This is a genomic window from Streptomyces roseoverticillatus (assembly GCF_000719265.1).
GTDB lineage: Bacteria > Actinomycetota > Actinomycetes > Streptomycetales > Streptomycetaceae > Streptomyces > Streptomyces roseoverticillatus.
The window spans coordinates 1-25,627 of record NZ_JOFL01000014.1; the positions used below are offsets into that span (position 1 = coordinate 1).

Below are 25,627 nucleotides of genomic sequence, written 5' to 3' on the forward strand. Positions count from 1 at the left end.
GCGTAGACCGCCACACTGGCAATCCCGGCATCCCGGCACGCGCGAGCAACGCGGACAGCGATTTCGCCACGGTTGGCGATGAGCACCTTGCGCACGATGGCTCCCTCCTTGAAACAAGGTGAGTTTAGGTACTGGCGACACTCTGTGCCGAGCCGACTCCCTAGGTGAGCTTGCCCACACGGAGCGTGAACCGGAGGCCGTGTGCGCGCCAAAGTCCCCAGTTCTCCCACGGTACGCCGGGTATACGGGTCTCCGCCGACCTTTGGCTGTGGCGCAGCTCTCGAACCGCGGCGAGGAGCGGGAAACCGCTTTCTTTGTTCAGTCCCTACGAACGGGTGGGCCAAAGTTTGCGGATCCGAGATCCGCGCCACGGGGTCGTCGCGCCCCTTGCCCCGGGATCTACCCGTGAGTAGCGTCCTCCATGACGTCGTACCCGCGGTAACGCGCAGCAATCACCCGCACGGGGTGGTGGGAGGGATGGCGCATGACTGCCTGGACGACCGGCCGGCGACGGACCGTCCGCTTCCGCCGGTCCGTCGCCGCCCTCGCAGCCCTCGCCCTCACCGTCGAGGGGCTCGGCATCGCCCTCATCAACTGGATCCTCGGCGTCGTCGTCCGCCGCCAGCGGATGTCCCTCGCGGGCAGCGATCCGGGGCTGATGTCCCTCGCCGCGTGGATCGCCGGCGGGCTCTTCGCCGTCTACCTGCTCCTCTGCGCCTTCGTCGCCCTGCGCGCGGCCCTGCGCGACCGCCCGCCCCGTACGGCCGGGAGGATCCTGCTGATCACCTGCGGCGTCGTGCACGGCCTGCTGGGCGCGTTCTGCGTCGCCCTCGTCGGCTGGGGCGCGTTCGCGGCCGTCATGACCGTCCTCGCGCTGCTGATCTGCACGCTGCTGGCGTACGACCCGGAGGGGCGGGCTCAGAGCGCGGAAGCCGCCGTTCCGCCGCGCTGATGCGCGGCCAACTTCGCCGCCTCCGCCGCCACGTGGCGCAAGGTGTCCGTCAGCTGAAGGCGCCGGCGGTGGAAGTCCTCCAGGGGCAGGGCCGCCGATACGGCCCTCAGGGAGCGGCCTGGCGCCGCGGCCGGTACGGGCACCGCCACGCACGCCACTCCCGGCGCGCACTCCTCCACCTCCACGGCGACCCCCTCCCGCCGCACGCGCAGCAGCTCCGCGTCGAGGCGGGCCGGTGACGTGATCGTCCGCGGTGTGATCGCCCGCATCCCCGTACCGGTCAGGTAGCGCATCCGCGCGGCCCGCGGCAGCGCGGACAGCAGCACCTTGCCGTGGGCGGTGGCATGCCCGTCGAGGTCCCGGCCCACCGTGAAACCGCCGGTGGAGGGCACCGCGGAGTTCCCCGCGAGGACGGCGATGGCCCCGTCGCGGTACGTGCTGAAGTACGTGTCCGCGCCCGCCTCGCGCCGGGCGCGCAGGAGGAGGGCGTGCACGGCGTCGTCCAGCTGCATCTGCCGCTGGAACGCCTGGTGGAGTGCGGGTACGCGATAGCCGAGCGCGTACCCGCCGGGGGTGCGGACCAGGTGGCCGCGGTCCGTCAGCGTGCCGAGGATCTCGTACACCGTGGAGAGGCTGTAGCCGAGCTGCCGGGCCAGCGCCTTGGCGGGCACGGGGCCGCTTGCCGCGGCTACGGCGTCCAGGACGTCCAGGGCGCGGTCCACGGACTGGGACATGGGTGTACGGGGTTCCCTTCGGGCGGATCCGGCTGACGGACCTACCAGCCTCGCACAGGGAACCCCGTGGGCGGCGGGCGCTAGCTCTTGACCGGCGCCTGCTCCCGCAGCAGCTCCACGAAGGCGCGCATCCACGCGGGCTGGTCGTTCCAGGCGCGGGCCGACACCATGTTCCCGTCGACGACGGCCTCCGCGTCCACGAACGTGCCGCCCGCGAGCTGGACGTCCGGCCTGCAGGCGGGCCAAGCAGCGGTGCGGCGGCCCTTGAGGACGCCCAGCGGCGTCAGGGCGGTCACGGCGTGGCAGATGTGAGCGATGGGCCTGTTGTGCGCGAAGAACCACTTGATGATCCGCTGGAAGTCCGGATCCAGCCGCAGGAACTCCGGCGCGCGGCCGCCGGGGATGACGACCGCGGCGTAGTCGGAGGGGTTCACGTTCGCCAGCGCGACGTCCGCGGGCCAGCTGTGGCCGAGCTTCTCCGTGTACGTGTCGAAGCTCGCGACGAAGTCGTGCACGACGAACTGGAGCTGCTTCACGGTGGGGGCGGCGATGTCCACCTCGTAGCCCTCCTCCAGCAGGCGCTGGTAGGGGTACAGGACCTCCAGGTCCTCGGCGGCGTCTCCGGTGGTGATCAGGATCCTCGGCATGGCTGGCTCCTCGCTCCTCGGGGGATGGAGTCGTTGGCTCTACCGGAATATGCACCTTGACATGTCCCAGGAAACGTGACCGGGCGAGGTGGGTGATGGTGAGGGTGGGGTGCGTGGGGCTCCACGGGCCCTGCGACGGGCCGGTGTTCCTCAACTGTTGACGACGGTTGAGGTACCCGCCGCGCGGGCGGATCGTCGCCCCGTGGGGCGGCGGCCTGTTCCACTACAGCTTCGCCGTCCTCGACGTCTCCGACGGGCGTGCCGAAGGCCGCTTCACCGGAAACCCGGCGTTCATGCACACCCGCAGCCGCCCCGGCGGCGGGGGCGCCTGCGGGACTTCCTCCACCACGAGCACGACGGCGCCCCCGGCCGCGACCGTGCGGGGCTTGTCGTCGACGGTGCGGGGGAGCGGGTCTGGCTGGACGACCCCGGCAACGTCATCGCGAGCATGCCGCGTAGCTGAGGAAGGTCGACCAGGCGGGGAGGCCCACGGTGAGGGTGGGGCCGGTGGGGTTCTTGGAGTCGCGTATGTGGACCCCTTGTATGTGGACCGGGGCCCGGTTTGGGCGTCTGGCGACCTCCAGGCAGTTGCCGCCGCTGGGGTCGCTGTGGCTCGACTTGCGCCAATCGGCCGCGACTTCGACGCAGTGGCCGCCGCTGTCGTCGCTGTAGCTGGACTTGTGCCATTGCAAGGCCGTGCTCATAGTTCTCCCGCCAACCGCTTGACGAAGCCCAGCGATTCATCTGGGCCGAGAGCCTGCGCGCGGATCTTCGCATAGAGGTGGAAGTGACGGGTCACCTCGGCCGGTTCGCTGAGCAGATTGCTGGTGCCCTGTACTTCCAAGTAGACCATCATGCGGTGGTCTGGGGACTGTACGAGTTGCATCGTCCCCCTGGCGCCGGCGTGCCGCCCTCGCAGTCCACGGTCCATGGGTAGTACTTGAATGCAGACGTTCGGCCGCTCCGAGCAGTCGATGAGGTGGCTCAGCTGCCCGCGCATGATGTCCCAGCTTCCGAACGGGCGGCTTAGCGTCGACTCTTCGAGGATCAACTCGATCAACGCCGTAGGCTCGCGGTCGAAGACTGCCTTGCGCGCCATTCGGGCTGCGACCAATTCCTCCACTGTGGACTCCGGTAGCGGTGGATATCCGCCGCTGATGAGTGCCCGTGCGTAGTCCTCCGTCTGAAACAGTCCGTCGATCACGAAGTTCTGATACGTGCAGAGCGTCAGCGCCTGCTGTTCCAGCCGCGCGAAGTCCTTGAAGTGCGTCGGGTACTTGTCCAGCCGTACGTACTTCTTCGCCGCCTTGAAGATGCCCATCCCGCTGCCGATGGCATTCTCCAGGCCGTCCAGCATCTGCTCGGTCGCAGGCTGCGCGCCTGTCTCCAACGCGCTGATGGCCGACCCCGTGTAGCCGATCTGCGCCCCCAGCTCCTCCTGTGTCATGCCCGCGAGCTTGCGCAGCAACCGTGTGATATCGGACGTGAGTTGCGCCGCCGTCGACGCCCGGTCCTTGTTCTCCTGGCTCGCCATTCCCGACCCCCGCCTTCCACTGCACTCAACTGCGCTCAAGACGCGTTCGACTGCGGCGCACCGTTAACGTGCGTCCACGCTCCGTGATGGAAAACCTAGCCGCCTGCGGTGATGCTCGTCACATGAATCAGCAAGCCCACATGGCCGAAATCGAGTGGCTGCCCGCTTCCGGTCACCAACTCCGTAAAACCGGCGTCCACTTCGACGCCGTCCGCGTCCCCGGCGGCGACGGCCGCCGTCTGGCCAATGCCATGGCCATGCTCACCCGCGGCCGGCCCGGTCCGATCATCGCGGAAGCGAACAACGGCGAGGCCATGTACTTCCTCCTCAACCCCGGAAGTACGTCCGGCCGCTCATGGCCGAAGGGCGTCACTCGGCTCGACTACGTACTCATTCCCGCGCTGTACGGCGCCACATGGCCGCTCTCGTGGTGGTGTAAGCCCACCGCGGACGGCAGGCTCGTGCACACACTTCTCCTGCTCAGCACGGCCCGTGCATTTCTGGGGAGCGCCCCCCGAGTGGCGGAAGGAATGGTGACCGAGGCGCGGTGACCTCGTTGTGGCGGTCATGATGAAGCGCATCGTTTCTGTCGCCGTCCTCAGCGGCGCCGCTCTCGCCCTGACCGCCACTGCCGCCTCGGCGGCCCCGATGCCTCAGCCGCCCGTCTCCCACTCCGGGAGCGTCGTCGCCCCGCCCGTCGCCCCGTCGGACGGCATGGACGCGAAGCCGCCGACGAGCATCTACCCGGACGGCACGAACCAGCTCAACAAGCTGAACCAGCTCAACCAGCTGGGGCAGGCGTCCCAGGCGCTCGACCCGGTGCTCGGGATCCTCGCGCCGGTGACCGGTCTGCTGCCGATGTAGCGAGCGGGCTCGCTAGGCCCACAGGTCCGTGATCCGGACCCCGAGCTCGGCGAGGAGCTTGCGCAGCATGGGCAGGGACAGGCCGACGACGTTCCCGTGGTCGCCCTCGATGCCCTCGATGAAGGGGGCGGAGCGGCCGTCGAGGGTGAAGGCGCCCGCGACGTACAGCGGCTCACCCGTCGCGACGTACGCGGCGATCTCGGCGTCGGAGGGGTCGCCGAACCGCACGGTCGTGGAAGCGGTCGCCGACACCCGGCGGCCCGTGGCCGTGTCGATGATGCAGTGGCCGGTCCGGAGGATCCCGGACCGGCCGCGCATCGACTTCCAGCGGGCGGTGGCGTCCTCGGCGTCCGCGGGCTTGCCCAGGGCCTGACCGTCCAGCTCCAGGACGGAGTCGCAGCCGATGACCAGCGCCCCGGCCGCTTCCGGCCGGGCGGCGACCGCGTCGGCCTTGGCCTCGGCGAGGACGCGGGCGAGCTCGCCGGGCGTGGCGGCCGTCAGCGCGTCCTCGTCGACACCACTTACGCAAACCTCGGGGTCGAGCCCGGCGGCCTTGAGCAGGCCGAGGCGGGCGGGGGACTGGGAGCCGAGGACGAGACGGCGGCGCTGAGCGGTCATGCCCGCCATCGTAGACAACCCCGCGGGTGATCCCCGGGCCCTTACTTCTTGACGATGGCCTCCATGACCTTCTTCGCGATCGGGCCGGCGAGCGCGCCGCCGTGGATCTCGTCGCGGTCGATGCCGGAGCCGTCGGGGTCGATGAAGACGGCGACGGCGACGGGGGAGCCGTCGGCCTGCTTGGCGTAGGAGACGAACCAGGCGTACGGGAGCTTCTCGTTGTTGACGCCGTGCTGCGCCGTGCCGGTCTTGGCGCCGACGGTGACGCCGTCGATGAGGGCCGCCTTGCCGGTGCCGTTCTTGGCGGTGTTCTCCATCATCTGCTGGACCTTCTTCGCCGTGTCGGCGGAGACGGCCTGGGACATCTGCTCGGGCTTGTGCTTCTCCAGCGTGTTCAGGTTCGGGTCGCGGAGCTCCTCGACGAGGTACGGCTTCATGAGCTTGCCGTCGTTGGCGAGGGCGGCGGTCATCATCGCGATCTGCAGCGGGGTGCTGTCGAGGCTGCCCTGGCCCATGCCGGTGAGGGCGGTCTGCGGGCGGTCGAGGTTCTTGGGGTAGATGCTCTCGACGGTGCCGTTGGGGATGAAGAGGTCCTTGTTGTTGAACCCGAACTTCTCCGCGGTCTCCCGCATCTTGTCCTTGCCCAGCTTGTCGGCCAGGTCGAGGAAGACGTTGTTGCAGGACCACTGGAGGCCGGCCATCAGGGAGCCGTTGACGCACTCGTCGGTCTGGACGTCGTTGCGGACCTTGGTGGTGCTCAGCGGCAGCGGGTACGGGACGGGGGCGCTGCCCTTGGCGTTGATGTCGGTGACGATGCCGTGTTCGAGGGCCGCCGCGGCGGTGAGGATCTTGAAGGTGGAGCCCGGGGGGTAGCGCTCCTTGATCGCCCGGTTGACCAGCGGCTTGTCCTTGTCGGCCTCCAGCTTCTTGTACTCCTCCTGGTCCTTGAGCGTGTTGCCCGAGAAGACCGAGGGGTCGTAGGAGGGGGTGGAGGCGAGGGCGAGGATCTTGCCCGTGCGCGGGTCGAGGGCGACGACGGCCCCCTTGTACTTGCCGAGGCCCTTGAACGCGGCTTCCTGCGCCTTGGGGTCGATGGTCGTCACCACGTCGCCGCCGTGGGGCTTCTTGCCGGTGAGCATGTCGGTGGTGCGCTGCAGGAACAGCTTGTCGTCGGTGCCGCTGAGCAGCTTGTTGTTGACGAATTCGAGCTGGCTGTTGCCGTAGAGCTGCGAGGAGTAGCCGGTGACGGGGGCGTACATCTCGCCGTCCTTGAACGTGCGCTTGTACTTGTAGTCACCCGTGGTCTCCGAGGAGCCCGTGATGGGCTGGCCGCCGACGATGATGTTGCCGCGCGGCTGGGCGAAGGAGGCGATCTTCACCCGCTTGTTGTCCTTGTGGTTGGACAGCTCGTCGCTGCGGACGAACTGGACCCAGGTCGCCTGGACCAGCAGCGCCAGGACCAGCACTCCGACAAAGACGGATATGTGGCGCACGGGCTTGTTCATGGTGTGACGCACTCCCCGGTTCGCGGCATTTCACTAGCGATGATGCGGGTGGGGAGGATTTGGTTGCAGGTCCCCTGTAACTGTGGGTTTCCTGTGCCTGGTGGGGTGCCCGGTGGGGTGCCTGAGTGCGGGGAGGTCAGTGCAGGCCGAGGATGATGAACGCCGCGATCATGCCGATCGCGAGTACGAGACCGGCCCGGCGGAGCATCGCCTGCGCCTCGCGCAGCTCCTCGGGGGGCTCGTTCGATGGATCCGACCACAGCATCGGATCCATCGTGGCGTGAGCGGGCTGTTACCGCCTGAGTACCCGTACTCAGCTTGGCGTCAGGACTTTCCGCGGCGGCGCCGCAGAGCGATGGTTCCTGCGATCACCAGCACGGCCGCCGCGCCGCCCGCGGCCAGGGCCGGGCCCCGCCAGGAGCTCTCGTCCTCTTCGGGGTCCGCCTGCGTGATGGTGAACGTCCAGGGCTCCTCGTCCGCTTCCGGGGTCGCGGCGCCGGCGCTGCCCCGGGCGGTGATGGTGAACGTCTTCGTCAGCTGACCGCAGCCGCCGTGGCTGGTGAGCGTGGCGTACTGCGGCCCCGGCCCGGCCCCCGCCCTGATCTTCGCCTTCCCCGTGTACTGGCGGCCCGCGAAGGTGAGGACGGCCGGCCGCTCGAAGGCCGCCGACATGACGGTCACCGTCTTCTCGCCGGTGTCCATCCACTCGTCCAGCCAGTCGACCTCGACCTCCTCCCCCTGCCCGACCTCGGCCCTGTCGAGCGACAGCGTGGCGGACGGGGGGTAGTAGTCGAGCGGCTTCCGCTCGCACTCGCGCGGGCGTTCGCCGGCCGCGGCCGGTGGGGCCGCGGCCGACCCCAGCCCCAGCCCCAGCCCGAGGGCCAGGGCGAGGGCGGCGGACAGGGACGAAGTCGAACGAAGATTCACATGTACGACTATGACGGCCAGTACGTCGTGCGCCACGCCCTGGGGCCCGGCCTCGCCATCCGGGCCGCGGCCAGGCGCCGCGCCGGCGCCGACCACTCCGGGCGGTCCTCACCCGCCGCCGGCGCGGCGGCGGCATCGCCCGCCGCCGCGCGGGCCCGGACCACCGCCAGGGCGGCGGCGAGCTCCTCGGGGGTCGGGTTGCCCCGTACTACCTTGATCACCGGACGCCTCCCGGAGGGACCTAGAGGGATACCTAGAGGGGGATGTTGCCGTGCTTCTTCGGCGGCAGCGCCTCGCGCTTGTCGCGCAGCGCCCGCAGGCCCCGCACGATGTGGCGGCGCGTCTCGTGCGGCATGATCACCGCGTCCACGTAGCCGCGCTCCGCCGCCGCGTACGGGTTGAGCAGCGCGTCCTCGTAGTCCGCGATCAGCTGCGCGCGCAGCTCCTCCCGCTCCTCGTCCGTCTCCGCCGCGGCGATCGTGCGGCGGTGCAGGATGTTGACCGCGCCCTGGGCGCCCATGACGGCGATCTGGGCGGTCGGCCACGCGAGGTTGAGATCGGCGCCGAGGTGCTTGGAGCCCATCACGTCGTACGCGCCGCCGAACGCCTTCCGCGTGATCACCGTGATCAGCGGGACGGTCGCCTCCGCGTACGCGTAGATCAGCTTGGCGCCGCGGCGGATGATGCCGTTGTACTCCTGGTCGGTGCCCGGGAGGAAGCCCGGCACGTCGACGAAGGTGAGCACCGGCACGTTGAACGCGTCGCACGTGCGCACGAAGCGGGAGGCCTTCTCGCTCGCGTTGATGTCGAGACACCCGGCGAACTGGAGCGGCTGGTTGGCCACGATGCCGACCGGCCGGCCCTCGACACGCCCGAAACCGGTGATGATGTTCGGCGCGAACAGGGCCTGGGTCTCCAGGAACTCGCCGTCGTCCAGCACGTGCTCGATCGCGGTGTGCATGTCGTACGGCTGGTTGGCCGAGTCCGGGATCAGCGCGTCCAGCTCGCCGTCGGCCGGCGAAATCTCCAGGTCGGCCTCCTCGGGGTAGGCCGGCGGCTCGGAGAGGTTGTTCGAGGGCAGGTAGGAGAGGAGCGCCTTCACGTACTCGATGGCGTCCTTCTCGTCCCCGGACATGTGGTGCGCCACGCCCGAGGTGGTGTTGTGCGTACGGGCGCCGCCCAGCTCCTCGAAGCCGACGTCCTCGCCCGTGACCGTCTTGATCACGTCCGGGCCCGTGATGAACATGTGCGACGTCTGGTCCACCATGACCGTGAAGTCGGTGATCGCGGGGGAGTAGACCGCGCCGCCCGCGCACGGGCCGACGATCAGGGAGATCTGCGGGACCACGCCCGAGGCGTGCACGTTCCGGCGGAAGATCTCGCCGAACAGACCGAGGGCGACCACGCCCTCCTGGATGCGGGCGCCGCCGCCGTCGTTGATGCCGATGATCGGGCAGCCGGTCTTCAGCGCGAAGTCCATGGCCTTGCCGATCTTCTCGCCGTAGACCTCGCCGAGCGAACCGCCGAAGACCGTGAAGTCCTGCGAATAGACGCAGACGGTGCGGCCGTCGACCGTGCCGTAGCCGGTCACGACGCCGTCGCCGTACGGACGGTTCTTCTCGATACCGAAGTTCGTCGAGCGGTGGCGGGCGAATTCGTCGAGCTCGACGAAGGAACCCTCGTCCAGGAGGAGTTCGATCCGCTCACGAGCGGTCAGCTTGCCCTTGGCGTGCTGCTTCTCCACGGCACGGGCGGAGCCGGCGTGCGTGGCCTCGTCGATCCGGCGTTGCAGATCCGCGAGCTTGCCCGCGGTGGTGTGGATGTCGTGTTCCGGCTCGGACATCGGGATGCGGCTCCTGCTCGTCCAGAGGTGGGCTGACGGGACTGAACTGAAGGTCTGGCGTTGCGGCGGGCTGACGCGGTGCCGGCTGGTCACCGGTGCTCGCGGTGCGCCGGCCGGTCACCGGTGTTGTCGCTGCTGATCCTTGCTACCGGTCCGTAGCGTATCCGCGCGGCTGCGCCGTGGCAGTGCGTCGTTGGCCACACCGGATTGCTTCCGCTTCCCCTCTCCTATGGTGGGCCCCATGACCCCTCCTTCTGATGGAAGCCGCTGGTCCGATCTCGACCGGCCGCCGCTCAACGTCACCGCGCTGCGGCGCGGGCTCCTCCGGCCCGGCTCGCTGTGGACCTCGCTGGACGTCGTCACCCGGACCGGGTCCACCAACACCGACCTCGTCGAGGCCGCGTCCGCCTCCGCCTCCGCCTCCGCCGGCAAGGCCGAGGGGGCCGTGCTCGTGGCCGAGGAGCAGTCCTCGGGGCGGGGGCGGCTCGACCGCACGTGGTCCGCGCCCGCGCGCTCCGGGCTCTTCTTCTCCGTGCTGCTGCGGCCCGGCGCGGGCGTGCCCGTGGAGCGGTGGGGGTGGCTGCCGCTCCTCGCCGGGGTCGCGACCGCCTCCGCGCTGTCCCGGGCCGCCGGGGTCGACACCGCGCTCAAGTGGCCGAACGACCTCTTGGTGACGGTGGAGGGAGAGGAGCGGAAGGCCGGGGGGATCCTCGCCGAGCGGACCGGCGACGCGGTCGTGGTCGGGATCGGGCTCAACGTGTCCTTGCGGGCGGACGAGCTGCCCGTCCCCACGGCGGGGTCGCTCGCCCTGGCCGGGGCGCAGGTCCTCGACCGCGATCCGCTGCTGCGCGCCGTACTCCGTTCGCTGGAGGAGTGGTACGGCCTCTGGCGGGACGCCGCGGGCGATCCGGCGCAGAGCCGGCTGCAGGAGGCGTACACGGCGGGGTGCGCGACGCTCGGGCGGAACGTACGCGCCGAACTGCCGGGCGGCGGTGAGCTCGTCGGGGAGGCCGTGGCCGTCGACGGGGACGGGCGGCTGGTGCTGGCCACGGGGGACGGGGTGCAGCGGCCTGTGGGGGCCGGGGACATTGTTCATGTGCGGCCTGCCGGGGGAGCCGGCTGAGGGGCCGGTGGGTGGTTCGGCGGGGAGGCCGGTGGACGGTTCGGTCGAGGGTCCGGTGGGCCCTCCGCCCCGTCGGAAGAGTGAGCTACGGCACACCTGTCGTATCGTTGTGCCCGGAACCTAAGCGAGCAGTGATCGGCAGGGCAGTGCGCACGGATCGGACAGGGGGCGGGCGGTGACCGCCGACGGGGTCGAAGGTGCCGCCACTGGTGGCGTCGAGGAGTACGACGGCGACGAGGGCGGAGACGAGGGCGGCGACCCCATTGCGCTGCAGCTCGAAGCGCTGATCCTCGGCGCGGAGCGTCGCTACACCCCCTTCCAGGCCGCCCGCGCGGCCGGCGTCTCCATGGACCTCGCCTCCCGGTTCTGGCGGGCCATGGGCTTCGCCGACATCGGGCAGGCCCGGGCCCTGACCGAGGCGGACGTGCTCGCCCTGCGGCGGCTCGCGGGCCTCGTGGAGGCCGGGCTGCTCAGCGAGCCGATGGCCGTGCAGGTCGCCCGGTCCACCGGGCAGACCACGGCCCGGCTCGCCGACTGGCAGATCGACTCCTTCCTGGAGGGCCTGACGGAGCCCCAGGAACCCGGCATGACGCGGACGGAGATCACGTACCCGCTGGTCGAGCTGCTGCTGCCCGAGCTGGAAGAGTTCCTGATCTACGTGTGGCGGCGACAGCTGGCGGCCGCTACGGGACGGGTGGTCCAGGCCCAGGACGACGCGGAGATGGTGGACCGGCGGCTGGCCGTCGGGTTCGCTGATCTGGTCGGCTTTACGCGATTGACGCGGCGGCTGGAGGAGGAGGAGCTCGGGGAGCTCGTCGAGGCCTTCGAGACCACCGCGGCGGATCTGGTGGCTGCGCATGGGGGGCGGCTGATCAAGACGCTGGGTGATGAGGTGCTGTACTCCGCTGATGATGCGGGGACGGCTGCCGAGATCGGGCTGCGGCTCATTGAGACCATGACGCACGACGAGACCATGCCCGAGCTGCGGGTCGGGATCGCGTTCGGGACGGTCACGACGCGGATGGGCGACGTCTTCGGCACGACGGTGAACCTCGCGTCGAGGCTCACGTCGATAGCGCCGAAGGACGCCGTGTTGGTCGACCAGGCGCTGGCGGAGGAACTGACGCGGAGCGGGGAGGCGCCGAAGTCGGAGGCGGAGGTGGAGGAGGGGGCCGGAAACGGGTACCGGTTCGCGCTCCAGCCGATGTGGCAGCGGCCTGTGCGGGGGCTGGGCATGGTGGAGCCGTGGCTCCTGCGCCGGAGGGGCGGCTGACGGGGCGTCGGTGCGGGTTCGTTTCGGTGCCGGTGCGGGCGCGCTTGGGTGCCGGTGGTGGGGGCTCCGGGGTGGGGGTCCGGGGCCGTATATTTACGGGCCCGTTGCCGTAGGCGTCGAGGGTGCCCCGGTATTGGGCCCACAAATACACGTCAGCGCCCCGGACCCCCACCCCTGCGCCCCCGCCCCCTCCTGCAGTTCTCAGTCCGGAGGGGGTTGCGTTGGGCTAGCCTCGGTTTGTGCCACCGAGAGGGGGCATGTGACATGTCCGAAAAGGTCTCAGGATGAGCACACCCGAGGGTCAGATGCGTCCGGTCTTCGTCTGTGTGGGGTGTGGGTGCACCTACCTGCCGCCCAAGGCGATGAGGTACCCGGAGCTGGGTACCGAGGCTTCGCCGTTGCATTGTGGGGAGTCGGCGTGCCGACGGCACGCCGAGGGTATTCCCGGCCCGTTGCAGGCCTTGATGGTCAAGCAGGCTTGGGCGCGGGCCGAGCGGTGGATGGAGCGGGAGCTGTCCCCGCTGCCGGAGCGGGCGCGGCGGCGGGCGCGGAGTGGTCGTCCGGGCGGGGCTCGTTCGAAGTTGCGCTGAGCCCGCGCCCCGGCTCGCATTCGGGTATGGCCTCGCCGGGTGGGTGCAGGGCATGATCTGGGTACCGCAGGTTTACGAGCGTTAACCCGTACCCGGAGGGTGAAGGCCATGAGCGAGCAGCGTTTCGGAGAGTGGATTGCGGTTCGGCGGCACGGGCACGTGGCCGAGCTCGTGCTGGATCGGCCCAAGGCCATGAACGCCGTCTCCAGTGAGCTGGCCGGGCGGCTTGCTGAGGCGACCTCCGCTCTTGCCGCGGATGATTCCGTGCGGGTCGTCGTTCTTACGTCCACGCATGAGCGCGCCTTTTGTGTGGGTGCTGATCTGAAGGAGCGGAACTCCTTCACTGATGCTGATCTCAGCCGGCAGCGGCCTCATGCTCGTGCCGCGTACACCGGTGTTCTGGAGCTCCCCATGCCGACTGTCGCCGCCGTGCACGGGTTCGCGCTCGGGGGTGGGTTCGAGCTTGCCCTCTCGTGCGATGTCATCGTTGCCGATGCGACTGCTGTGGTGGGGCTGCCTGAGGTGTCCGTCGGTGTCATTCCGGGTGGGGGCGGTACTCAGCTTCTGCCCCGGCGGGTGGGTGCGGCCCGTGCTGCCGAGCTGATTTTCAGTGCCCGGCGGGTGGAGGCCGTGGAGGCCAGGGAATTGGGTCTCGTCGATCAGTTGGTCGGCGAAGGCCAGGACCGGGCCGAGGCGCTCGCCCTCGCTGCGCGGATCGCCGCCAACTCGCCCGTGGGCCTTCGTGCCGCCAAGCGCGCGCTGCGGCTCGGGCACGGTCTCGATCTGCGCGCCGGTCTGGAGGTCGAGGACGCGGCCTGGCGGTCCGTGGCCTTCTCCGGCGACCGGGCCGAGGGCGTCGCCGCCTTCAACGAGAAGCGCAAGCCCGACTGGCCGGGCCTGTAGCCGTACTGCTGTCGCCCCTGAGGAAGAAGTGACGGGAGGGCGCTACGGCCGTCATGGGGCGGAATGGGCCCGACATTCTTAGGCTGGAGTGCAGAATCTGCGCTCAGCAACGGAATGTGAGGCTCGGGTGGCAGCAGGCGGGGAGTGCGACGATCGGCTGCGCGCCGTGGTGGAGCTGGCCCAGTCGATGGCGGCGGCGCGTACCCCCTTGGACACGGTGGCCGCCGCGGCGGAGCGGGTGATGACCGCGCTGGGCGGCAGCTTCGCCGCCGTGTCCGTGTGGGAGCGCGACCGCGGGCGGCTGCGCGTCCTGGTCAACGCGGGGGAGCTGACCGCGGGAGAGGAGCGCTACCCGGAGGACGAGTCCTATCCGGTGCACGACTTCCCCGAGATCGCGGAGTTCCTCCACGAGGAGTGGGCGGGCGGCGGCACCGAGCCGCGCGCGTGGGTCGAGAGCATGGACGGGGCCGCGGAGACGGGCGGCGGGCAGGGCGCGTACCGGCACGAGCGGGTGGCCGCGCTGCGCCGCCGCGGCCGGGGCGCTTGTGTCGTCGCGCCGGTCGTCCTGCACGGGCGGGCCTGGGGGGAGCTGTACGTGGCCCGGCCGCCCGGAGCGCCCGCCTTCGACCGTGCGGACGCCGACTTCGCGACCGTCCTGGCGGCCGTGGCGGCGGCGGGGATCGCGCAGACCGAGCAGCTGGAGGAGGTCCGGCGGCTGGCCTTCACCGATCCGCTGACCGGGCTCGCCAACCGGCGCGCGGTCGACGCGCGGCTCGACGAGGCCGTGGAACGGCACCTCGCGGACGGGGTCGTCGTGAGCCTCGTGGTGTGCGACCTCAACGGCCTCAAGCGCGTCAACGACTCCCTCGGGCACGCGGTCGGCGACCGCCTCCTGGAGCGCTTCGGCTCCGTGCTGTCGCTGTGCGGCGCGATGCTGCCGGGCGCGCTGGCGGCGCGGCTGGGCGGTGACGAGTTCTGCCTGCTGACGGTGGGGCCGGGCACGGACGAGGTCGTCGCCGTGGCCGGCGAACTGTGCCGCCGGGCCGCGGCGTTGGAGCTGGGCGAGGGGGTCTCCTGCGGCATCGCCTCCACCGGCGACCCGATCGGCCCGGTGGCCACGGCCCGGCGGCTGTTCCGGCTCGCCGACGCGGCGCAGTACCGGGCGAAGGCGGCGCGGGCCACCGAGCCGGTCGTCGCCGGGCGCGCCGGGGGACCGGCCGACCCCGTGGTCCGGCTCGCCGATCATCCGCCCGCCGCGCCGGTGGCCGAGCGGCGGCGGTTCCGGGGGCGGCGGCCGTGACGAAGGCCCGTGCTGCCGTGACGAGGGCTCGGGCAGCCGTGGCAAAGGCCCCGGGCATTCTTCCCGGTCCGGCATGCGGAACGGGTCCCTACGCGTTGTACCTGACAGGCAACCCGTCGGCTATGTACAGGCAGCGATTCAGTCTCTAGGGTGCCTGAATATGGATATGCACACTGTGGTGGTGGGGACGGCCGGGACGACCGCGGAAGACGTGATCGCCGTGGCACGGGGCGCCGCGCGCGTCGTCGTATCGGACGAAGCGCTGGCCGCGGTTGCCGCGTCGCGCCGCGTCATCGACGACCTCGCCGCCAAGCCCGACCCCGTCTACGGCGTCTCCACCGGCTTCGGAGCCCTCGCCGTCCGCCACATCAGCCCCGAGCTGCGCGCCCAGCTGCAGCGCAACATCGTGCGCTCGCACGCCGCCGGCATGGGCCCGCGCGTCGAGCGCGAGGTCGTCCGCGCACTGATGTTCCTGCGCCTGAAGACCCTCGCCTCGGGCCGCACCGGCGTGCGCCCGCTCGTGGTCGAGACCATGGCGGCCATCCTCAACGCCGGCATCACCCCCGTCGTGCACGAGTACGGCTCCCTGGGCTGCTCCGGCGACCTCGCGCCGCTCTCCCACTGCGCGCTCACGCTCATGGGCGAGGGCGACGCCGAGGGCCCCGACGGCGCCGTCCACCCGGCCGGCCGGCTCCTCGCCGAGCACGGCATCGAGCCCGTCGAGCTGCGCGAGAAGGAGGGCCTGGCCCTCCTCAACGGCACCGACGGCATGCTCGGCATGCTCGTCATGGCCTGCGCCGACCTCGCCCGCCTCTACACCTCGGCCGACGTCACCGCCGCCCTGTCGCTGGAGGCCCTGCTCGGCACCGAGAAGGTCCTCGCGCCCGAACTGCACGCCATCCGGCCCCACCCGGGCCAGGGCGCCAGCGCCGGCAACATGCTGCGCGTCCTCGCCGGCTCCGGGCTCACCGGGCACCACCAGGACGACGCGCCGCGCGTCCAGGACGCCTACTCCATCCGCTGCGCCCCGCAGGTCGCCGGCGCCGGCCGCGACACCCTCGCGCACGCCCGCCTGGTCGCCGACCGCGAGCTCGCCTCCGCCGTCGACAACCCCGTGGTGCTGCCCGACGGCCGCGTCGAGTCCAACGGCAACTTCCACGGCGCCCCCGTCGCCTACGTCCTCGACTTCCTCGCCATCGCCGCCGCCGACCTCGCCTCCATCGCCGAGCGCCGCACCGACCGGCTGCTCGACAAGAACCGCTCGCACGGCCTGCCGCCGTTCCTGGCCGGCGACGCGGGCGTCGACTCCGGCCTGATGATCGCCCAGTACACCCAGGCCGCCCTGGTCAGCGAGATGAAGCGGCTGGCAGTCCCCGCTTCGGTGGACTCCATCCCGTCCTCCGCGATGCAGGAGGACCACGTCTCCATGGGCTGGTCGGCCGCCCGCAAGCTCCGTACGGCCGTGGCCGCCCTCGCGCGCGTCATCGCCGTCGAGCTCGTCGCCGCGACCCGCGCCGTCGAGCTGCGCGAGGGCCTCACCCCCTCGCCCGCCACGCAGGCCGTGCTCAAGGCCGTGCGCGCGGCGGGCGTGGAGGGCCCCGGCGGGGACCGCTTCCTCGCCCCGGACCTGGCGCGCGCGGAGGAGTTCGTACGGGCCGGGAAGCTCGTCGAAGCGGTTGAACCCGTAACGGGTCCGCTGGCGTAAGGCGAAGGTAAAAAAGGTAAAAGCTGGTCAGCGGTCCGCCGTGCGCGTCCTGCGTACGGCGACCGTCACCAGCGCACCGCCCGCCGCCACGAGGGCAACTCCCCCGAAAACGTAGGGAGTGGTGTCCACGCTGCCCGAGTCGGCGAGGGAAAGGTGCTGCTCAGCGGCCTGCGCGGGCTGTGCCGTGGGCGCCGGGCGCGGCGCGGCGCGCTCCGCCCGTTCGACCGTGGCGTTCGCGGTAGGCATGAACCACACCGCACACAGGAGCGACCCTGCGGCGACGGCGGTCAGCAGCGGTCGGCGTGCGGTCACGGACGAATCCCCCTTGAGGCGGCGGAGATTGAGGGCGCGGCACGGCGGCCTCCTCCGGACTGACTCGATGTCAGTGACCCGATGGTAGTGATACGAACGGCCGGGAGGAAGTCGTGGGGTTTCCGTCGGTCACCGCCGCCCCGCGCCCCGTCAACCGCCCCGCCGTCATCGGCTCCCCCGCTATCATGGCGCCCCTCCGAGGGGAGCAGGCAGGCGTGGCCTTCCCCACATTCTCCAGGGGTGTGGAACGGACGAACCGGTGCAGGCGTTCCTTGAAGTAGTAGCCGGGAATCGTGCTGCCCCACGGTTCGGCTCGGGGATAGGGGCCGCAGGAGCAATGGAGAAGCGTGTGATGACGTACGGCAAGCGCCGCAAGGCCCTCGCGGCCGCGGCCGCTGTGCTCGGCGGTGTACTGACCCTCGCCGCCTGCGGCGGCGATGACGACGGCGGCAAGAGCAGCTCCAGCAGCAGCGGCAAGGAGCAGAACAAGGTCGATGCCGCCGCCGCCAAGGAAGCCTCCAAGGCGCAGATCAAGATCGCTCAGAAGGACGGCTCGACCAACGCGGGCATCGCGGCGGACAACGCCAAGGTCACCGTCAGTGACGGCACGCTCGTGAGCGTCAAGATGACGACGGAGAAGGGCGCCCCGGTCGAGGGGACGATATCGCCGGACAAGACGTCGTGGCAGCCCAAGGCCCAGCTGGAGCGCTCGACCAAGTACAAGATCGTCGTCGAGGCCGTGGACTCCGCCAACCGCAAGGCCACGGAGAACTCCTCGTTCACCACCGTCTCGCCCACCAACAGCTTCATCGGCGCGTTCACGCCCGAGGACGGCTCGACCGTCGGCGTCGGCATGCCCGTGTCGATCAACTTCGACAAGCCGATCAAGGACCGCAAGGCCGTCCAGTCGCACATCGAGGTGAACTCGAGCAGCGGCCAGAAGGTCGTCGGCCACTGGTTCGGTGACCAGCGCATCGACTTCCGCCCGCAGGAGTACTGGAAGGCCAACTCCGACGTCACCCTGAAGCTCGACCTCGACGGCGTCGAGGGCGCGCCGGGCGTCAAGGGCGTGCAGAAGAAGACCGTCTCCTTCAAGATCGGTCACTCCCAGGTCTCCACGGTGGACAGCAAGTCCCACCAGATGACGGTCGTCCGGGACGGCAAGACCATCAAGACCATCCCGATCTCCGCCGGCAGCCCCGAGAACCCCACGTACAACGGCAAGATGGTGATCTCCGAGAAGTTCAAGGAGACCCGGATGGACGGCTCGACCGTCGGCTTCACCAAGGGCGACGGCAAGGGCGAGTACGACATCAAGGACGTGCCGCACGCCATGCGGCTGTCCACGTCCGGCACGTTCATCCACGGCAACTACTGGGGCAGCGGCATCTTCGGTGTCGCCAACACCAGCCACGGCTGCATCGGCCTGCAGGACAAGCAGGGCGCGGACGACCCCAACACCTCGGGTGCCTGGTTCTTCACCAACTCCCAGATCGGTGACGTCGTCGAGGTGAAGAACTCGCCCGACAAGACCATCGCCCCCGAGAACGGCCTCAACGGCTGGAACATGGACTGGAGCGCGTGGGTGGCGGGCAGCGCCACGGGCGCGTAGGCCCTCCGGGCAGGTAAGCGGTTTTCCCAGGGCGGCGGTCCCCACGAGAGTGGGGGCCGCCGCCCTGTCGTGTGGACGGCACCTTCGCCGGGTGGCACCTTTCGCGTGGAGTGCCGCGCGTCGCGCTTGCTCCGGCGGTTCCGCCGAAAAGACTCCGCCGCAACGGCGCGTCGCCACGACGTTGTGGACCGGCGGTGCCGTGCGGACAGGAGCCGTGAATCCGCACGACATGAAATCCGCACGACAAGCGGCAGCGCGATCCGTACCGTGCGCAGGATGAGCGATCTTTCGCGAACGGGCGTCGTCGAGCGCCTGAGCAGCACTCCTTCCGATACCGAGACCGACGCTTGGCACGCCGTCGTCACCGCCGCCCACCGCCACGACATGCCGGCGGGGGTGCCCGGGCCGGGGCGGGTGGAGACTGCGGGGCAGCTGCGGGTGCCCGCGGCGCGCAGCCGGATCGTCAAGCTGGCCGTCCCGTCGCCGGACGGAGACGGCTCCGGGTACGCCGGCGTCGCCATGCTCCGGCTCTTCGACGACGACGTGAACCGCAGGACCGCCTGGATCGGGCGGCTCGCCGTCCGGCCCGACCAGCGGCGCCGCGGCGTCGGCACCCTGCTGTGGCGGGAGATACGGGCGGTCCTGGAGCACGAGCGGCGGGACTCGGTGAGCCTGGAGCTGGAAATCGGCAGCGTGGGCGAGCAGTTCGCCAAGGACCGCGGGTTCACGTGCGGGCTGCAGCTCGTCCTGTACGTCCAGCGGATCGCCGACGAGACCGCCGCGCCCGAGCTGCCCGACGGCTATCGCTTCGTGGTGTGGACCGGGGCCGTTCCCGCCGCCAACGCCGCCCTCTTCGCCGGGGTCCGCAACGCCATGGCCGACGCCCCCATGGGCGAACTGGACCAGCAGCCCATGCGGTGGGACGCGGAGAGCATCGCCGCCGCCCAGCGCGGGTTCGTGGAGCGCGGCGGGCTGCTGTACACCGTCACGGTCGCCGCGCCCGACGGCACGTACGCCGCTCTCACCGAGGTGGGCGTGCGCTCGCCCGGCGACCTCCGCGCCCAGCAGTACGAGACCGCCGTCGCCCCCGCGCACCGCGGCCTCGGCCTCGGACGGGCCGTCAAGCTCCGCATGCTGCAGGTGCTGCGCGCGCAGGAGCCGTCCGTACGGGAGATCTGCACGCACGTCGCCGACGACAACGGCCCGATGCGGGCCGTCAACAAGCTGCTCGGCTACCGGCCGGAGCGGTCCGTGGGGATCTTCCAGGCACGGGTGCCGGAGTAGCGCTTCAGGCGCTGCGCGGGCCCGGTGCCGCGGCCGGACCGTGAGCGGCACCGCCGGGCTCCACCGTCGTGGTCGTGCGGCGCTGCGGCGGGCAGGGGCCGGCCGGGGCGGCACCCGTACGTTTGCGGGTGCCCCGGGATTCTTTCGCCGCGGCGATGATCCGCCACAGCGGACGTTCCCGGCGGTGCCGAGCGCACGTCAGCTCGTACGGCTCCGCCGGGATCCACAGGGCTCGTCCCGGGAGGCGCCCGGGAGTCCTCCCGGGCTTTGTCCGAGGGCTCCCCCGACAGCCCGCGGAATGGTAGCCTCCGCCCGCTGACCTGGGCGGTAACACCTGGTGCAGCGGGCGTCACGGACAATGGACCGTACCGGCGCCGTACCGGTGCCGCATCGCGGTGAACCCGTCCGACGCGGTGATCCGTCATGCGTCATGCAAGGAAGAGAGTCCCGTGGCCGAACGCAACAAGCAGCAGGGTCGCCGGCAGGACCAGCAGGACCGGCAGGTCCGGCAGGAGGACGCCGCCCTGCTGGAGACCGTCGAGGAGGCGCTCTCCTCCCTCCGCGCGCACGGCCCGGACACCCTCGACGACGCTCTCTACGCCGCCGCCTCCGCCCTGGCCGCCGCGCCCGCCGGCTGGGAGGCCCTCAGCCGCGCCGTCGTGCGCACCGCCTCGGCGACCGTACGGGGCTGCTGGGAGCGCGGCTGGCAGCCCGCCGACGTGATCCGGCTCGCCCGGCGGGAACTCGGCCCCGCCGAGGTGCGGTTCGCCGTCGCGGCCGTGGCCGCCGAGGCGCGGCGGTACGCCTCCGACACGCTCGGCGCGCGCTGGACCGCGCAGCTGCACGACCTCCGGGCGCAGGTGTGGTGGGACGACGACGCCGCTTTCCTGGAGGGCTTCGCGCAGCGCGAGCGCCTCAGCCGCTTCGAGACGGTCGCGTGCGCGCTCGGCGCGCTGCGGCTGGCCGCCCGCCTGCCGAGGACGGGCGCGGTCGGACCGCTGCCCGGCGCCGCGTACGCCCGGCCGGGCGCGCACGTCGAGCCGCGCGTCCTGGGCCGGATCCGCGCGCTGCTGGCCAAGGCCGAGTCCACGGACTTCCCCGAGGAGGCCGAGGCCCTCTCCGGCAAGGCCCAGGAGCTCATGGCCCGCCACTCCATGGACGAGGCGCTCCTGGCCGCCCACGCGGACGGGGCCGTCGCCGACGGGCCCGGGGCCTGCCGGATCGGTGTCGAGGGCCCGTACGAGTCGGCGAAGGCGCTGCTGCTGGACGCGGTGGCCGGCGCGAACCACTGCCAGGCGGTCTGGTCCGCCGACCACTGCTTCTCCACCGTCGTCGGCTTCGACGCCGACCTGGAGCTGGTGGAGCTCATGTACACGTCCTTGCTGGTCCAGGCCACCACCGCCATGAACCGGGCCGCCGACGCGCACCACGCGGGCGGGCGCTCGCGCCGCACCCGCGACTTCCGCGAGTCCTTCCTGATCGCCTACGCGTCCCGGATCAGCGAACGGCTCGCGGCGGCGGTGCGGGACGCGACGGCCGAGGCGGTCGCGCAGGAGGCGCGGCCCGAGGTGCTGCCGGTGCTCGCCGCGCGCGACCTCGCGGTCGGCGAGACCGCCGAGCGGCTCTTCCCGGAGACCACGTCGCACCGGCTGCGGGGGCGCGACGCGGACGGCTGGGCGCGGGGGGCGGAGGCGGCGGACGCGGCGGAGCTGGGCTAGCACTACCGGGGGTCCCCCGGGGCGAAGTACGTCCCCGGAGGCACCCCCACGCCCCGGCGGAAGGCGGCCACGAACGCGCTCGGCGACCCGTAGCCGACGCGCCGCGCCACGGCCGAGACCGTTGCGCCCGCCGCCAGCATCGGCATCGCCGCCTGCAGCCGCAGCTGCGTGCGCCACTGCCCGTACGTCATGCCCGTACCGGCGGCGAAGGCCCGCGCGAGCGTCCGCGCGCTCGCGCCCACGACCGCGCCCCACTCCGCGAGCGTGCGCCCGTCCGAGGGGTCCGCGCGGAGGGCCTCCGCGATGCGGCGGGCGCGGGGGTCGGCGGGCAGCGGCGCGCGGACGGTCGTCACGGAGACCGGGCGGAGGAGGTCGAGGACGACGTCCTCGGCGCGCTGCCGGGGCTCCGCGGCGAGGGAGCCGGTCTCCTGCGCCAGGTAGTTGATCAGCTCCCGCAAGAGGCCGGAGACGGGCACGACTTGGGGCTCGGCCCAGGCCAACGGGCAGCGCTCCGGCCAGAAGTAGAGACTGCGGAGGAGCGCGGACGAGGTCGCGCCGGTGGCGTGCGGGGTGCCCGCGGGGATCCAGAGCGCGACGGTGGACGGCAGCACCCACGTACGGCCGGAGGCGCGCACGGCGAGGACGCCGTGGGGTGCCCAGGCCAGCTGGTGGGCCGCGTGCTCGTGGCGCGCGAACCACTCGCCGTCGTCGAGGGCGAAGCTGGCGACGGCGACGGCGGCGCCGGGAGGGGAGACGAGGTGGGGGAGCGGCTCCCGGCTCGCCCGCCGTGCCTCCTGCTGTCCGTTCAGCGACATGAGTTGACCTCCTGGCCCGTATACGACATCGCCATCCCCTTCCTAGCCTCGACACATGCCGATGAACCTCATCCACCGCCGCCTCTGCTCCTCCGACCGGTGGTTCCGCGCCATCCGGGACGAACTTCTGCCCTGGGCCCTGGAGGACGTCCCGCTGGGCGAGGACTGCCTGGAGATCGGGCCGGGTTACGGGGCGACCACGCGGGTCCTGGTGCGCAAGGTGGAGAGGCTGAGCGTCGTGGAGTCGGACGCGTCGTACGCGGCCCGGCTGCGGCTGCTGTTCGGTGACCGCGTCGACGTCGTCTACGGGGACGGCGCCGACATCCCGCTGCCGGACGGGCGCTTCGACTCGGTCGCCTGCTTCACGATGCTCCACCACGTCCCGGCCCTCACCGCCCAGGACCGCCTCTTCGCCGAGGCCCACCGCGTGCTGCGCCCCGGCGGTGTCTTCACCGGCTGCGACGCCCTCAGCAACTGGGGCTTCCGGCTGATCCACGTCGGCGACACATGCGTTCCGGTGCCGCCGGAGACGCTGGAGGCGCGGCTGCGGATGGCGGGGTTCGAGGAGTGCACGGTCACGGTGGGGAAGGGGAGTTTCCGCTTCGTGGCGAAGCGGGGGCGGTGAGCCGGGCCGGTGAGCCGGGGCCGGGGGATTACCCGGCAGGTAATCGACGGAACGGGAGGGCGGACGGAAGACTCCGGACTGACGGAGACCACCACTGATGCAGATCGCCGCGTCACACCGCGATCACACGGCACCGCACCGCAACCGCGCTGAAGGAGAACCCTCATGACCGCGTACGCCCTGGGCAGCTTCCGTGACATCGCCCCCGCCGCGGCCGGCGCCGGTCCCCACCCCGACATCATCGCGTACGTCGAACGCATCCAGGCCACCCTCGATCCGTTCGGCGGCCGCTTCCTCGTCCATGGCGCGGAGGTGGAGGTCCTGGAGGGCGACTGGCCCGGCAACATGGTCCTGATCGGCTTCCCGGGCCCGGCCGAGGCCCGCGCCTGGTACGCGTCACCGGCATACCAGGCCATCGTCCCGCTGCGTACGGACCACGTGGAGGGCGTGATCATCCTCGTGGACGGCGTCGCACCGGGCTACGACCCGGCGGAGCTGGCGGCGAAGATGCGGGCGGCGGGGGCGGCGCCGGGTGCGGGCGGCGCGGCCGGCTCATGAGCGGCCCTGCGCGCGCCGCACAGGGGACGGCGCGCGCAGGGCCGGCCCGGCCGGGCCACACTGGCGGGATGCCTCATGATGCCGACTTCGCCGCCCGCCTGACCGCTGCCGAGGACTGGCTGGACCTCGCGATAGGGGCCCAGCAGGACGGCGACTGGATACTGGACGACACGGAGCGGCGCGTCCTCGCCGACCTGGTCGCCGCGACCAACCCGCTGCACGGCGGCAACCTGCCGCCCCACACCGGGGACTCCCTGTACGTCCGCATCGGCCGCATCACCAACTGGGCCGGCGCGCTCCGCCTCGCCGCACGCGCCGGCGGCTGGGAACTCTCCCCGGTGACGGGCCGGGACCCGTCGGCCCTCACCCGCCCCGCCGGCATGGCCGACCTGCTGTCCGGCATCTACGCACTCGCCGAACAGGGCGAACAGTGGCAGGAACTCCTCCTGGCCACGGTGCGCACCCTGCCGCGGGGTCAGTCCCTGGCGCAGGAGATCAGGGCACGTCACCCACGCCTCGAAAAGGAACTCGCGGCGGCCGAAGCCTTCTTCACGGGCCCGGGCTCCGTGGAAGACCTCCCGCTCTTCTTCTACTGAGCCGCGCCGTAAAGTGCCCCGTCATGAACGACCTCACCTTCCGCCGCGCGGACGAACACGACCTGACCGAGCTGACCCGCCTCCGCGACGACGCCGCACGCTGGCAGATCGGCCGCGGCATCGACCAGTGGAAGCCGGGGCAACTCGGCGAGGACCACTTCCGGGCGCGCCTGGAGGACGGCGAGGTCTGGATCGCCACCCACGGCCCCGGCGGCCCCGTCACCGGCGCCTGGGAACTGTGGTGGGACGACCCGGCGGCCTGGGGTCCCCAGTCCCCGGACGCCGGCTACGTCCACCGCCTCATGACCGACCGCCGCACCGCCCCGCCCGGCACCGGCCGCCACCTGCTCGCCGAGGCCGAACGCCGCATCGCCGCCACCGGCCGGACCCTGTGCCGGCTGGACTGCCTGAGCAACAACGCGCGGCTGCGTGACTACTACGAGGCGGCGGGCTACACGGTCGTCGGCGAACAGCGGGCGAAGAACGGCGGCCTGGGCAGCACGTACGCGGTCACCCTCCTGGAGAAGCAGCTCTAGCCGGCAGTCGAGGACGGTCTGCCGGCCGTCGCCTTCAGCGCCCGCATACCGGGAGCGCACTGCCGGTGGAGCGCGGCGAGTTCACCGGGCGGCAGCCGCAGCGAGGCGCCCCGGCGGCCCCCTTCGAGCATCGCGCACCCCGTGTCCAGCCAGTGCGGCAGCGGCTCGACGCCGAAGAACGCCGCAATGCGGCTCAGCTCCCGGCGCGGTGCGTCGAGCAGATCCTCGTACGCGAGCGGCATCCACTGCTCCTGCGGCAGCCGGCCGAGGTGCGCCGCCGCCTCGCTGACGATCTGCGACCACAGGGTGCCGAACTCCGCCACGGGAAGGGGCCGGTCCAGCACCAGCGCCGGATCGAAGGGGACATTCAGCAGGCCTGCCAGCTCCGGGGGCAGGGACCGCACCTGTTCCCCGGTCAGCGCCTCGTCGGGACTCGCCGCACCCGTCCGGGCCTGGATCTCGCGCCGCAGGAGGATGAGCCGGAACCCCGGATGCCGGCTCATGGACAGCGCGCAGTCCGGCCCGTCGCGGAACATGTGCACGAACTTCGCCCCGGGGAAGGCGGCGTGCAACTGCGGCACCCTGTGCCCCGAGTAGCCGGAACGCTCGACGACAGCCGTCCGCCCGAAGCGCGCGCACAGCGCGTCGAACAGCCGCTGGTGGTGCTCGGGGGCTGTACGGCGCGGCCACCTGATGACCGCTTCCTTGAGCTCTTCGAGCAGCCCGTCCGGGTCGTCCGAGAGGTGAGGCAGCACCATGAGCGACAGCGCGGGGATTCCCGCGCCTTCGTCCCGTCTCGCCGCGCGCGGGTGCAGGAACTCGGCCATCGGCATCCCGCTGCGGACCATGGCGTCGAAGGCGGGGTGAGGATCCGCGATCAGCCGCCAGAACTCCGCCCCGTCGACGGGCCGGTCGGGCAAGGCGCGCGTGCCGACCGACGCCCAGAACTCATTGAGACTCAGCACGTCCGGATGGGCATGGACGATCCGGGACAGGGCGGTGGAGCCGCTCCGCCCCGAGCCGACGACAAAGGTCACGCTGCGCATGCCCCGG

29 protein-coding genes are annotated in these 25,627 nt (G+C 71.6%); 15 read left to right on the plus strand and 14 right to left on the minus strand.

Annotated elements, in window-relative coordinates; translation table 11 throughout:
* On the minus strand, nucleotides 1–95 hold a 95-nt coding region (locus tag IF61_RS34290; protein ID WP_279617129.1), incomplete at its 3' end, for a biotin carboxylase N-terminal domain-containing protein.
* 389 nt (nucleotides 96–484) lie between these two features.
* On the opposite strand from IF61_RS34290, the gene IF61_RS0117950 reads away from it, so the two are divergent.
* Complete coding sequence (locus tag IF61_RS0117950) at nucleotides 485–952, plus strand: hypothetical protein (protein WP_030367432.1); 468 nt, start codon at nucleotides 485–487, stop codon at nucleotides 950–952.
* Here IF61_RS0117950 and IF61_RS0117955 read toward each other — a convergent pair.
* The 4 genes from IF61_RS0117955 to IF61_RS0117970 form a co-directional block, all read right to left on the minus strand.
* Nucleotides 919–1,686 (minus strand): IclR family transcriptional regulator, encoded by a 768-nt coding sequence (locus IF61_RS0117955; protein ID WP_052392790.1) that lies wholly within the window; start codon nucleotides 1,684–1,686, stop codon nucleotides 919–921. The two genes, IF61_RS0117950 and IF61_RS0117955, sit on opposite strands and share 34 nt — an antisense overlap.
* An 80-nt stretch (nucleotides 1,687–1,766) precedes the next feature.
* The gene (locus tag IF61_RS0117960; protein ID WP_030367434.1) at nucleotides 1,767–2,333 is read right to left on the minus strand and encodes a DJ-1/PfpI family protein; all 567 of its coding nucleotides are present in this window, start codon (nucleotides 2,331–2,333) and stop codon (nucleotides 1,767–1,769) included.
* Between the two features lie 437 nt (nucleotides 2,334–2,770).
* Nucleotides 2,771–3,037: a DUF397 domain-containing protein gene (locus IF61_RS34295; RefSeq protein ID WP_078660309.1), complete on the minus strand. Its 267-nt coding sequence runs from the start codon at nucleotides 3,035–3,037 to the stop codon at nucleotides 2,771–2,773.
* Entirely contained in the window at nucleotides 3,034–3,867 is an 834-nt protein-coding gene (locus tag IF61_RS0117970) for a helix-turn-helix domain-containing protein (protein WP_030367436.1), read from the minus strand. Before IF61_RS0117970 ends, IF61_RS34295 begins: the two co-directional genes overlap by 4 nt.
* Nucleotides 3,868–3,989: 122 nt before the next feature.
* On the opposite strand from IF61_RS0117970, the gene IF61_RS0117975 reads away from it, so the two are divergent.
* Entirely contained in the window at nucleotides 3,990–4,418 is a 429-nt protein-coding gene (locus IF61_RS0117975) for a hypothetical protein (RefSeq protein ID WP_030367437.1), read from the plus strand.
* A gap of 16 nt (nucleotides 4,419–4,434) precedes the next feature.
* Nucleotides 4,435–4,731, plus strand: coding sequence for a hypothetical protein (locus tag IF61_RS0117980; RefSeq protein WP_157848622.1), 297 nt, complete (start codon nucleotides 4,435–4,437; stop codon nucleotides 4,729–4,731).
* Nucleotides 4,732–4,743: 12 nt separating this feature from the next.
* Here IF61_RS0117980 and IF61_RS0117985 read toward each other — a convergent pair whose 3' ends face one another.
* From IF61_RS0117985 to IF61_RS0118010, 6 genes are all read right to left on the minus strand, one after another.
* Nucleotides 4,744–5,349, minus strand: a complete 606-nt coding sequence (locus IF61_RS0117985; protein ID WP_030367439.1) for a Maf family protein — start codon at nucleotides 5,347–5,349, stop codon at nucleotides 4,744–4,746.
* Between the two features lie 41 nt (nucleotides 5,350–5,390).
* The gene (locus IF61_RS0117990; protein ID WP_030367440.1) at nucleotides 5,391–6,854 is read right to left on the minus strand and encodes a peptidoglycan D,D-transpeptidase FtsI family protein; all 1,464 of its coding nucleotides are present in this window, start codon (nucleotides 6,852–6,854) and stop codon (nucleotides 5,391–5,393) included.
* A 136-nt stretch (nucleotides 6,855–6,990) separates the two neighbouring features.
* Nucleotides 6,991–7,119: a morphogenic membrane protein MmpB gene (gene mmpB / locus IF61_RS37475; protein ID WP_281178037.1), complete on the minus strand. Its 129-nt coding sequence runs from the start codon at nucleotides 7,117–7,119 to the stop codon at nucleotides 6,991–6,993.
* Between the two features lie 59 nt (nucleotides 7,120–7,178).
* Complete coding sequence (locus IF61_RS0118000; RefSeq protein ID WP_030367441.1) at nucleotides 7,179–7,781, minus strand: hypothetical protein; 603 nt, start codon at nucleotides 7,779–7,781, stop codon at nucleotides 7,179–7,181.
* 8 nt (nucleotides 7,782–7,789) lie between these two features.
* A complete protein-coding gene (locus IF61_RS0118005) occupies nucleotides 7,790–8,002 on the minus strand; it encodes an acyl-CoA carboxylase epsilon subunit (protein ID WP_030367442.1) in 213 nt (70 codons plus the stop codon).
* A 32-nt stretch (nucleotides 8,003–8,034) separates the two neighbouring features.
* Nucleotides 8,035–9,624, minus strand: a complete 1,590-nt coding sequence (locus tag IF61_RS0118010; protein WP_030367443.1) for an acyl-CoA carboxylase subunit beta — start codon at nucleotides 9,622–9,624, stop codon at nucleotides 8,035–8,037.
* 241 nt (nucleotides 9,625–9,865) lie between these two features.
* On the opposite strand from IF61_RS0118010, the gene IF61_RS0118015 reads away from it, so the two are divergent.
* The 5 genes from IF61_RS0118015 to hutH all read left to right on the plus strand — a co-directional run bounded on the left by IF61_RS0118015 (nucleotide 9,866) and on the right by hutH (nucleotide 16,518).
* Nucleotides 9,866–10,747 (plus strand): biotin--[acetyl-CoA-carboxylase] ligase, encoded by an 882-nt coding sequence (locus IF61_RS0118015; protein WP_030367444.1) that lies wholly within the window; start codon nucleotides 9,866–9,868, stop codon nucleotides 10,745–10,747.
* A gap of 175 nt (nucleotides 10,748–10,922) precedes the next feature.
* Nucleotides 10,923–12,020: an adenylate/guanylate cyclase domain-containing protein gene (locus IF61_RS0118020; RefSeq protein WP_052392791.1), complete on the plus strand. Its 1,098-nt coding sequence runs from the start codon at nucleotides 10,923–10,925 to the stop codon at nucleotides 12,018–12,020.
* Nucleotides 12,021–12,718: 698 nt separating this feature from the next.
* Nucleotides 12,719–13,513: an enoyl-CoA hydratase/isomerase family protein gene (locus tag IF61_RS0118025; RefSeq protein WP_030367446.1), complete on the plus strand. Its 795-nt coding sequence runs from the start codon at nucleotides 12,719–12,721 to the stop codon at nucleotides 13,511–13,513.
* Between the two features lie 187 nt (nucleotides 13,514–13,700).
* The gene (locus IF61_RS0118030) at nucleotides 13,701–14,813 is read left to right on the plus strand and encodes a GGDEF domain-containing protein (protein WP_052392796.1); all 1,113 of its coding nucleotides are present in this window, start codon (nucleotides 13,701–13,703) and stop codon (nucleotides 14,811–14,813) included.
* Between the two features lie 166 nt (nucleotides 14,814–14,979).
* Nucleotides 14,980–16,518, plus strand: a complete 1,539-nt coding sequence (hutH, locus tag IF61_RS0118035; protein ID WP_030367448.1) for a histidine ammonia-lyase — start codon at nucleotides 14,980–14,982, stop codon at nucleotides 16,516–16,518.
* Between the two features lie 27 nt (nucleotides 16,519–16,545).
* Here the strand turns inward: hutH and IF61_RS0118040 are convergent, their stop codons facing one another.
* A complete protein-coding gene (locus tag IF61_RS0118040; RefSeq protein ID WP_030367449.1) occupies nucleotides 16,546–16,830 on the minus strand; it encodes a hypothetical protein in 285 nt (94 codons plus the stop codon).
* Between the two features lie 337 nt (nucleotides 16,831–17,167).
* Between IF61_RS0118040 and IF61_RS0118045 the strand changes: the two genes are divergently transcribed.
* From IF61_RS0118045 to IF61_RS0118055, 3 genes are all read left to right on the plus strand, one after another.
* The gene (locus IF61_RS0118045; protein ID WP_030367450.1) at nucleotides 17,168–18,442 is read left to right on the plus strand and encodes a L,D-transpeptidase; all 1,275 of its coding nucleotides are present in this window, start codon (nucleotides 17,168–17,170) and stop codon (nucleotides 18,440–18,442) included.
* 276 nt (nucleotides 18,443–18,718) lie between these two features.
* Nucleotides 18,719–19,726: a GNAT family N-acetyltransferase gene (locus IF61_RS0118050; RefSeq protein ID WP_157848623.1), complete on the plus strand. Its 1,008-nt coding sequence runs from the start codon at nucleotides 18,719–18,721 to the stop codon at nucleotides 19,724–19,726.
* 527 nt (nucleotides 19,727–20,253) lie between these two features.
* Nucleotides 20,254–21,444, plus strand: a complete 1,191-nt coding sequence (locus IF61_RS0118055) for a DUF2786 domain-containing protein (RefSeq protein ID WP_052392797.1) — start codon at nucleotides 20,254–20,256, stop codon at nucleotides 21,442–21,444.
* Between the two features lie 2 nt (nucleotides 21,445–21,446).
* On the opposite strand, the gene IF61_RS0118060 is transcribed toward IF61_RS0118055, so the two are convergent.
* Nucleotides 21,447–22,259: an AraC family transcriptional regulator gene (locus IF61_RS0118060; protein WP_030367453.1), complete on the minus strand. Its 813-nt coding sequence runs from the start codon at nucleotides 22,257–22,259 to the stop codon at nucleotides 21,447–21,449.
* Nucleotides 22,260–22,314: 55 nt separating this feature from the next.
* On the opposite strand from IF61_RS0118060, the gene IF61_RS0118065 reads away from it, so the two are divergent.
* The 4 genes from IF61_RS0118065 (at nucleotide 22,315) to IF61_RS0118080 (ending at nucleotide 24,574) form a co-directional block, all read left to right on the plus strand.
* The gene (locus IF61_RS0118065) at nucleotides 22,315–22,884 is read left to right on the plus strand and encodes a class I SAM-dependent methyltransferase (protein WP_030367454.1); all 570 of its coding nucleotides are present in this window, start codon (nucleotides 22,315–22,317) and stop codon (nucleotides 22,882–22,884) included.
* 165 nt (nucleotides 22,885–23,049) lie between these two features.
* Nucleotides 23,050–23,442, plus strand: a complete 393-nt coding sequence (locus IF61_RS0118070) for a DUF1330 domain-containing protein (protein WP_030367455.1) — start codon at nucleotides 23,050–23,052, stop codon at nucleotides 23,440–23,442.
* A 68-nt stretch (nucleotides 23,443–23,510) separates the two neighbouring features.
* Complete coding sequence (locus IF61_RS0118075; protein WP_030367456.1) at nucleotides 23,511–24,038, plus strand: hypothetical protein; 528 nt, start codon at nucleotides 23,511–23,513, stop codon at nucleotides 24,036–24,038.
* Between the two features lie 23 nt (nucleotides 24,039–24,061).
* Nucleotides 24,062–24,574, plus strand: a complete 513-nt coding sequence (locus tag IF61_RS0118080; protein ID WP_030367457.1) for a GNAT family N-acetyltransferase — start codon at nucleotides 24,062–24,064, stop codon at nucleotides 24,572–24,574.
* Here the strand turns inward: IF61_RS0118080 and IF61_RS0118085 are convergent.
* Nucleotides 24,571–25,620 (minus strand): sulfotransferase family protein, encoded by a 1,050-nt coding sequence (locus tag IF61_RS0118085; RefSeq protein ID WP_030367458.1) that lies wholly within the window; start codon nucleotides 25,618–25,620, stop codon nucleotides 24,571–24,573. The two genes, IF61_RS0118080 and IF61_RS0118085, sit on opposite strands and share 4 nt — an antisense overlap.
* Nucleotides 25,621–25,627 lie beyond the last annotated feature (7 nt).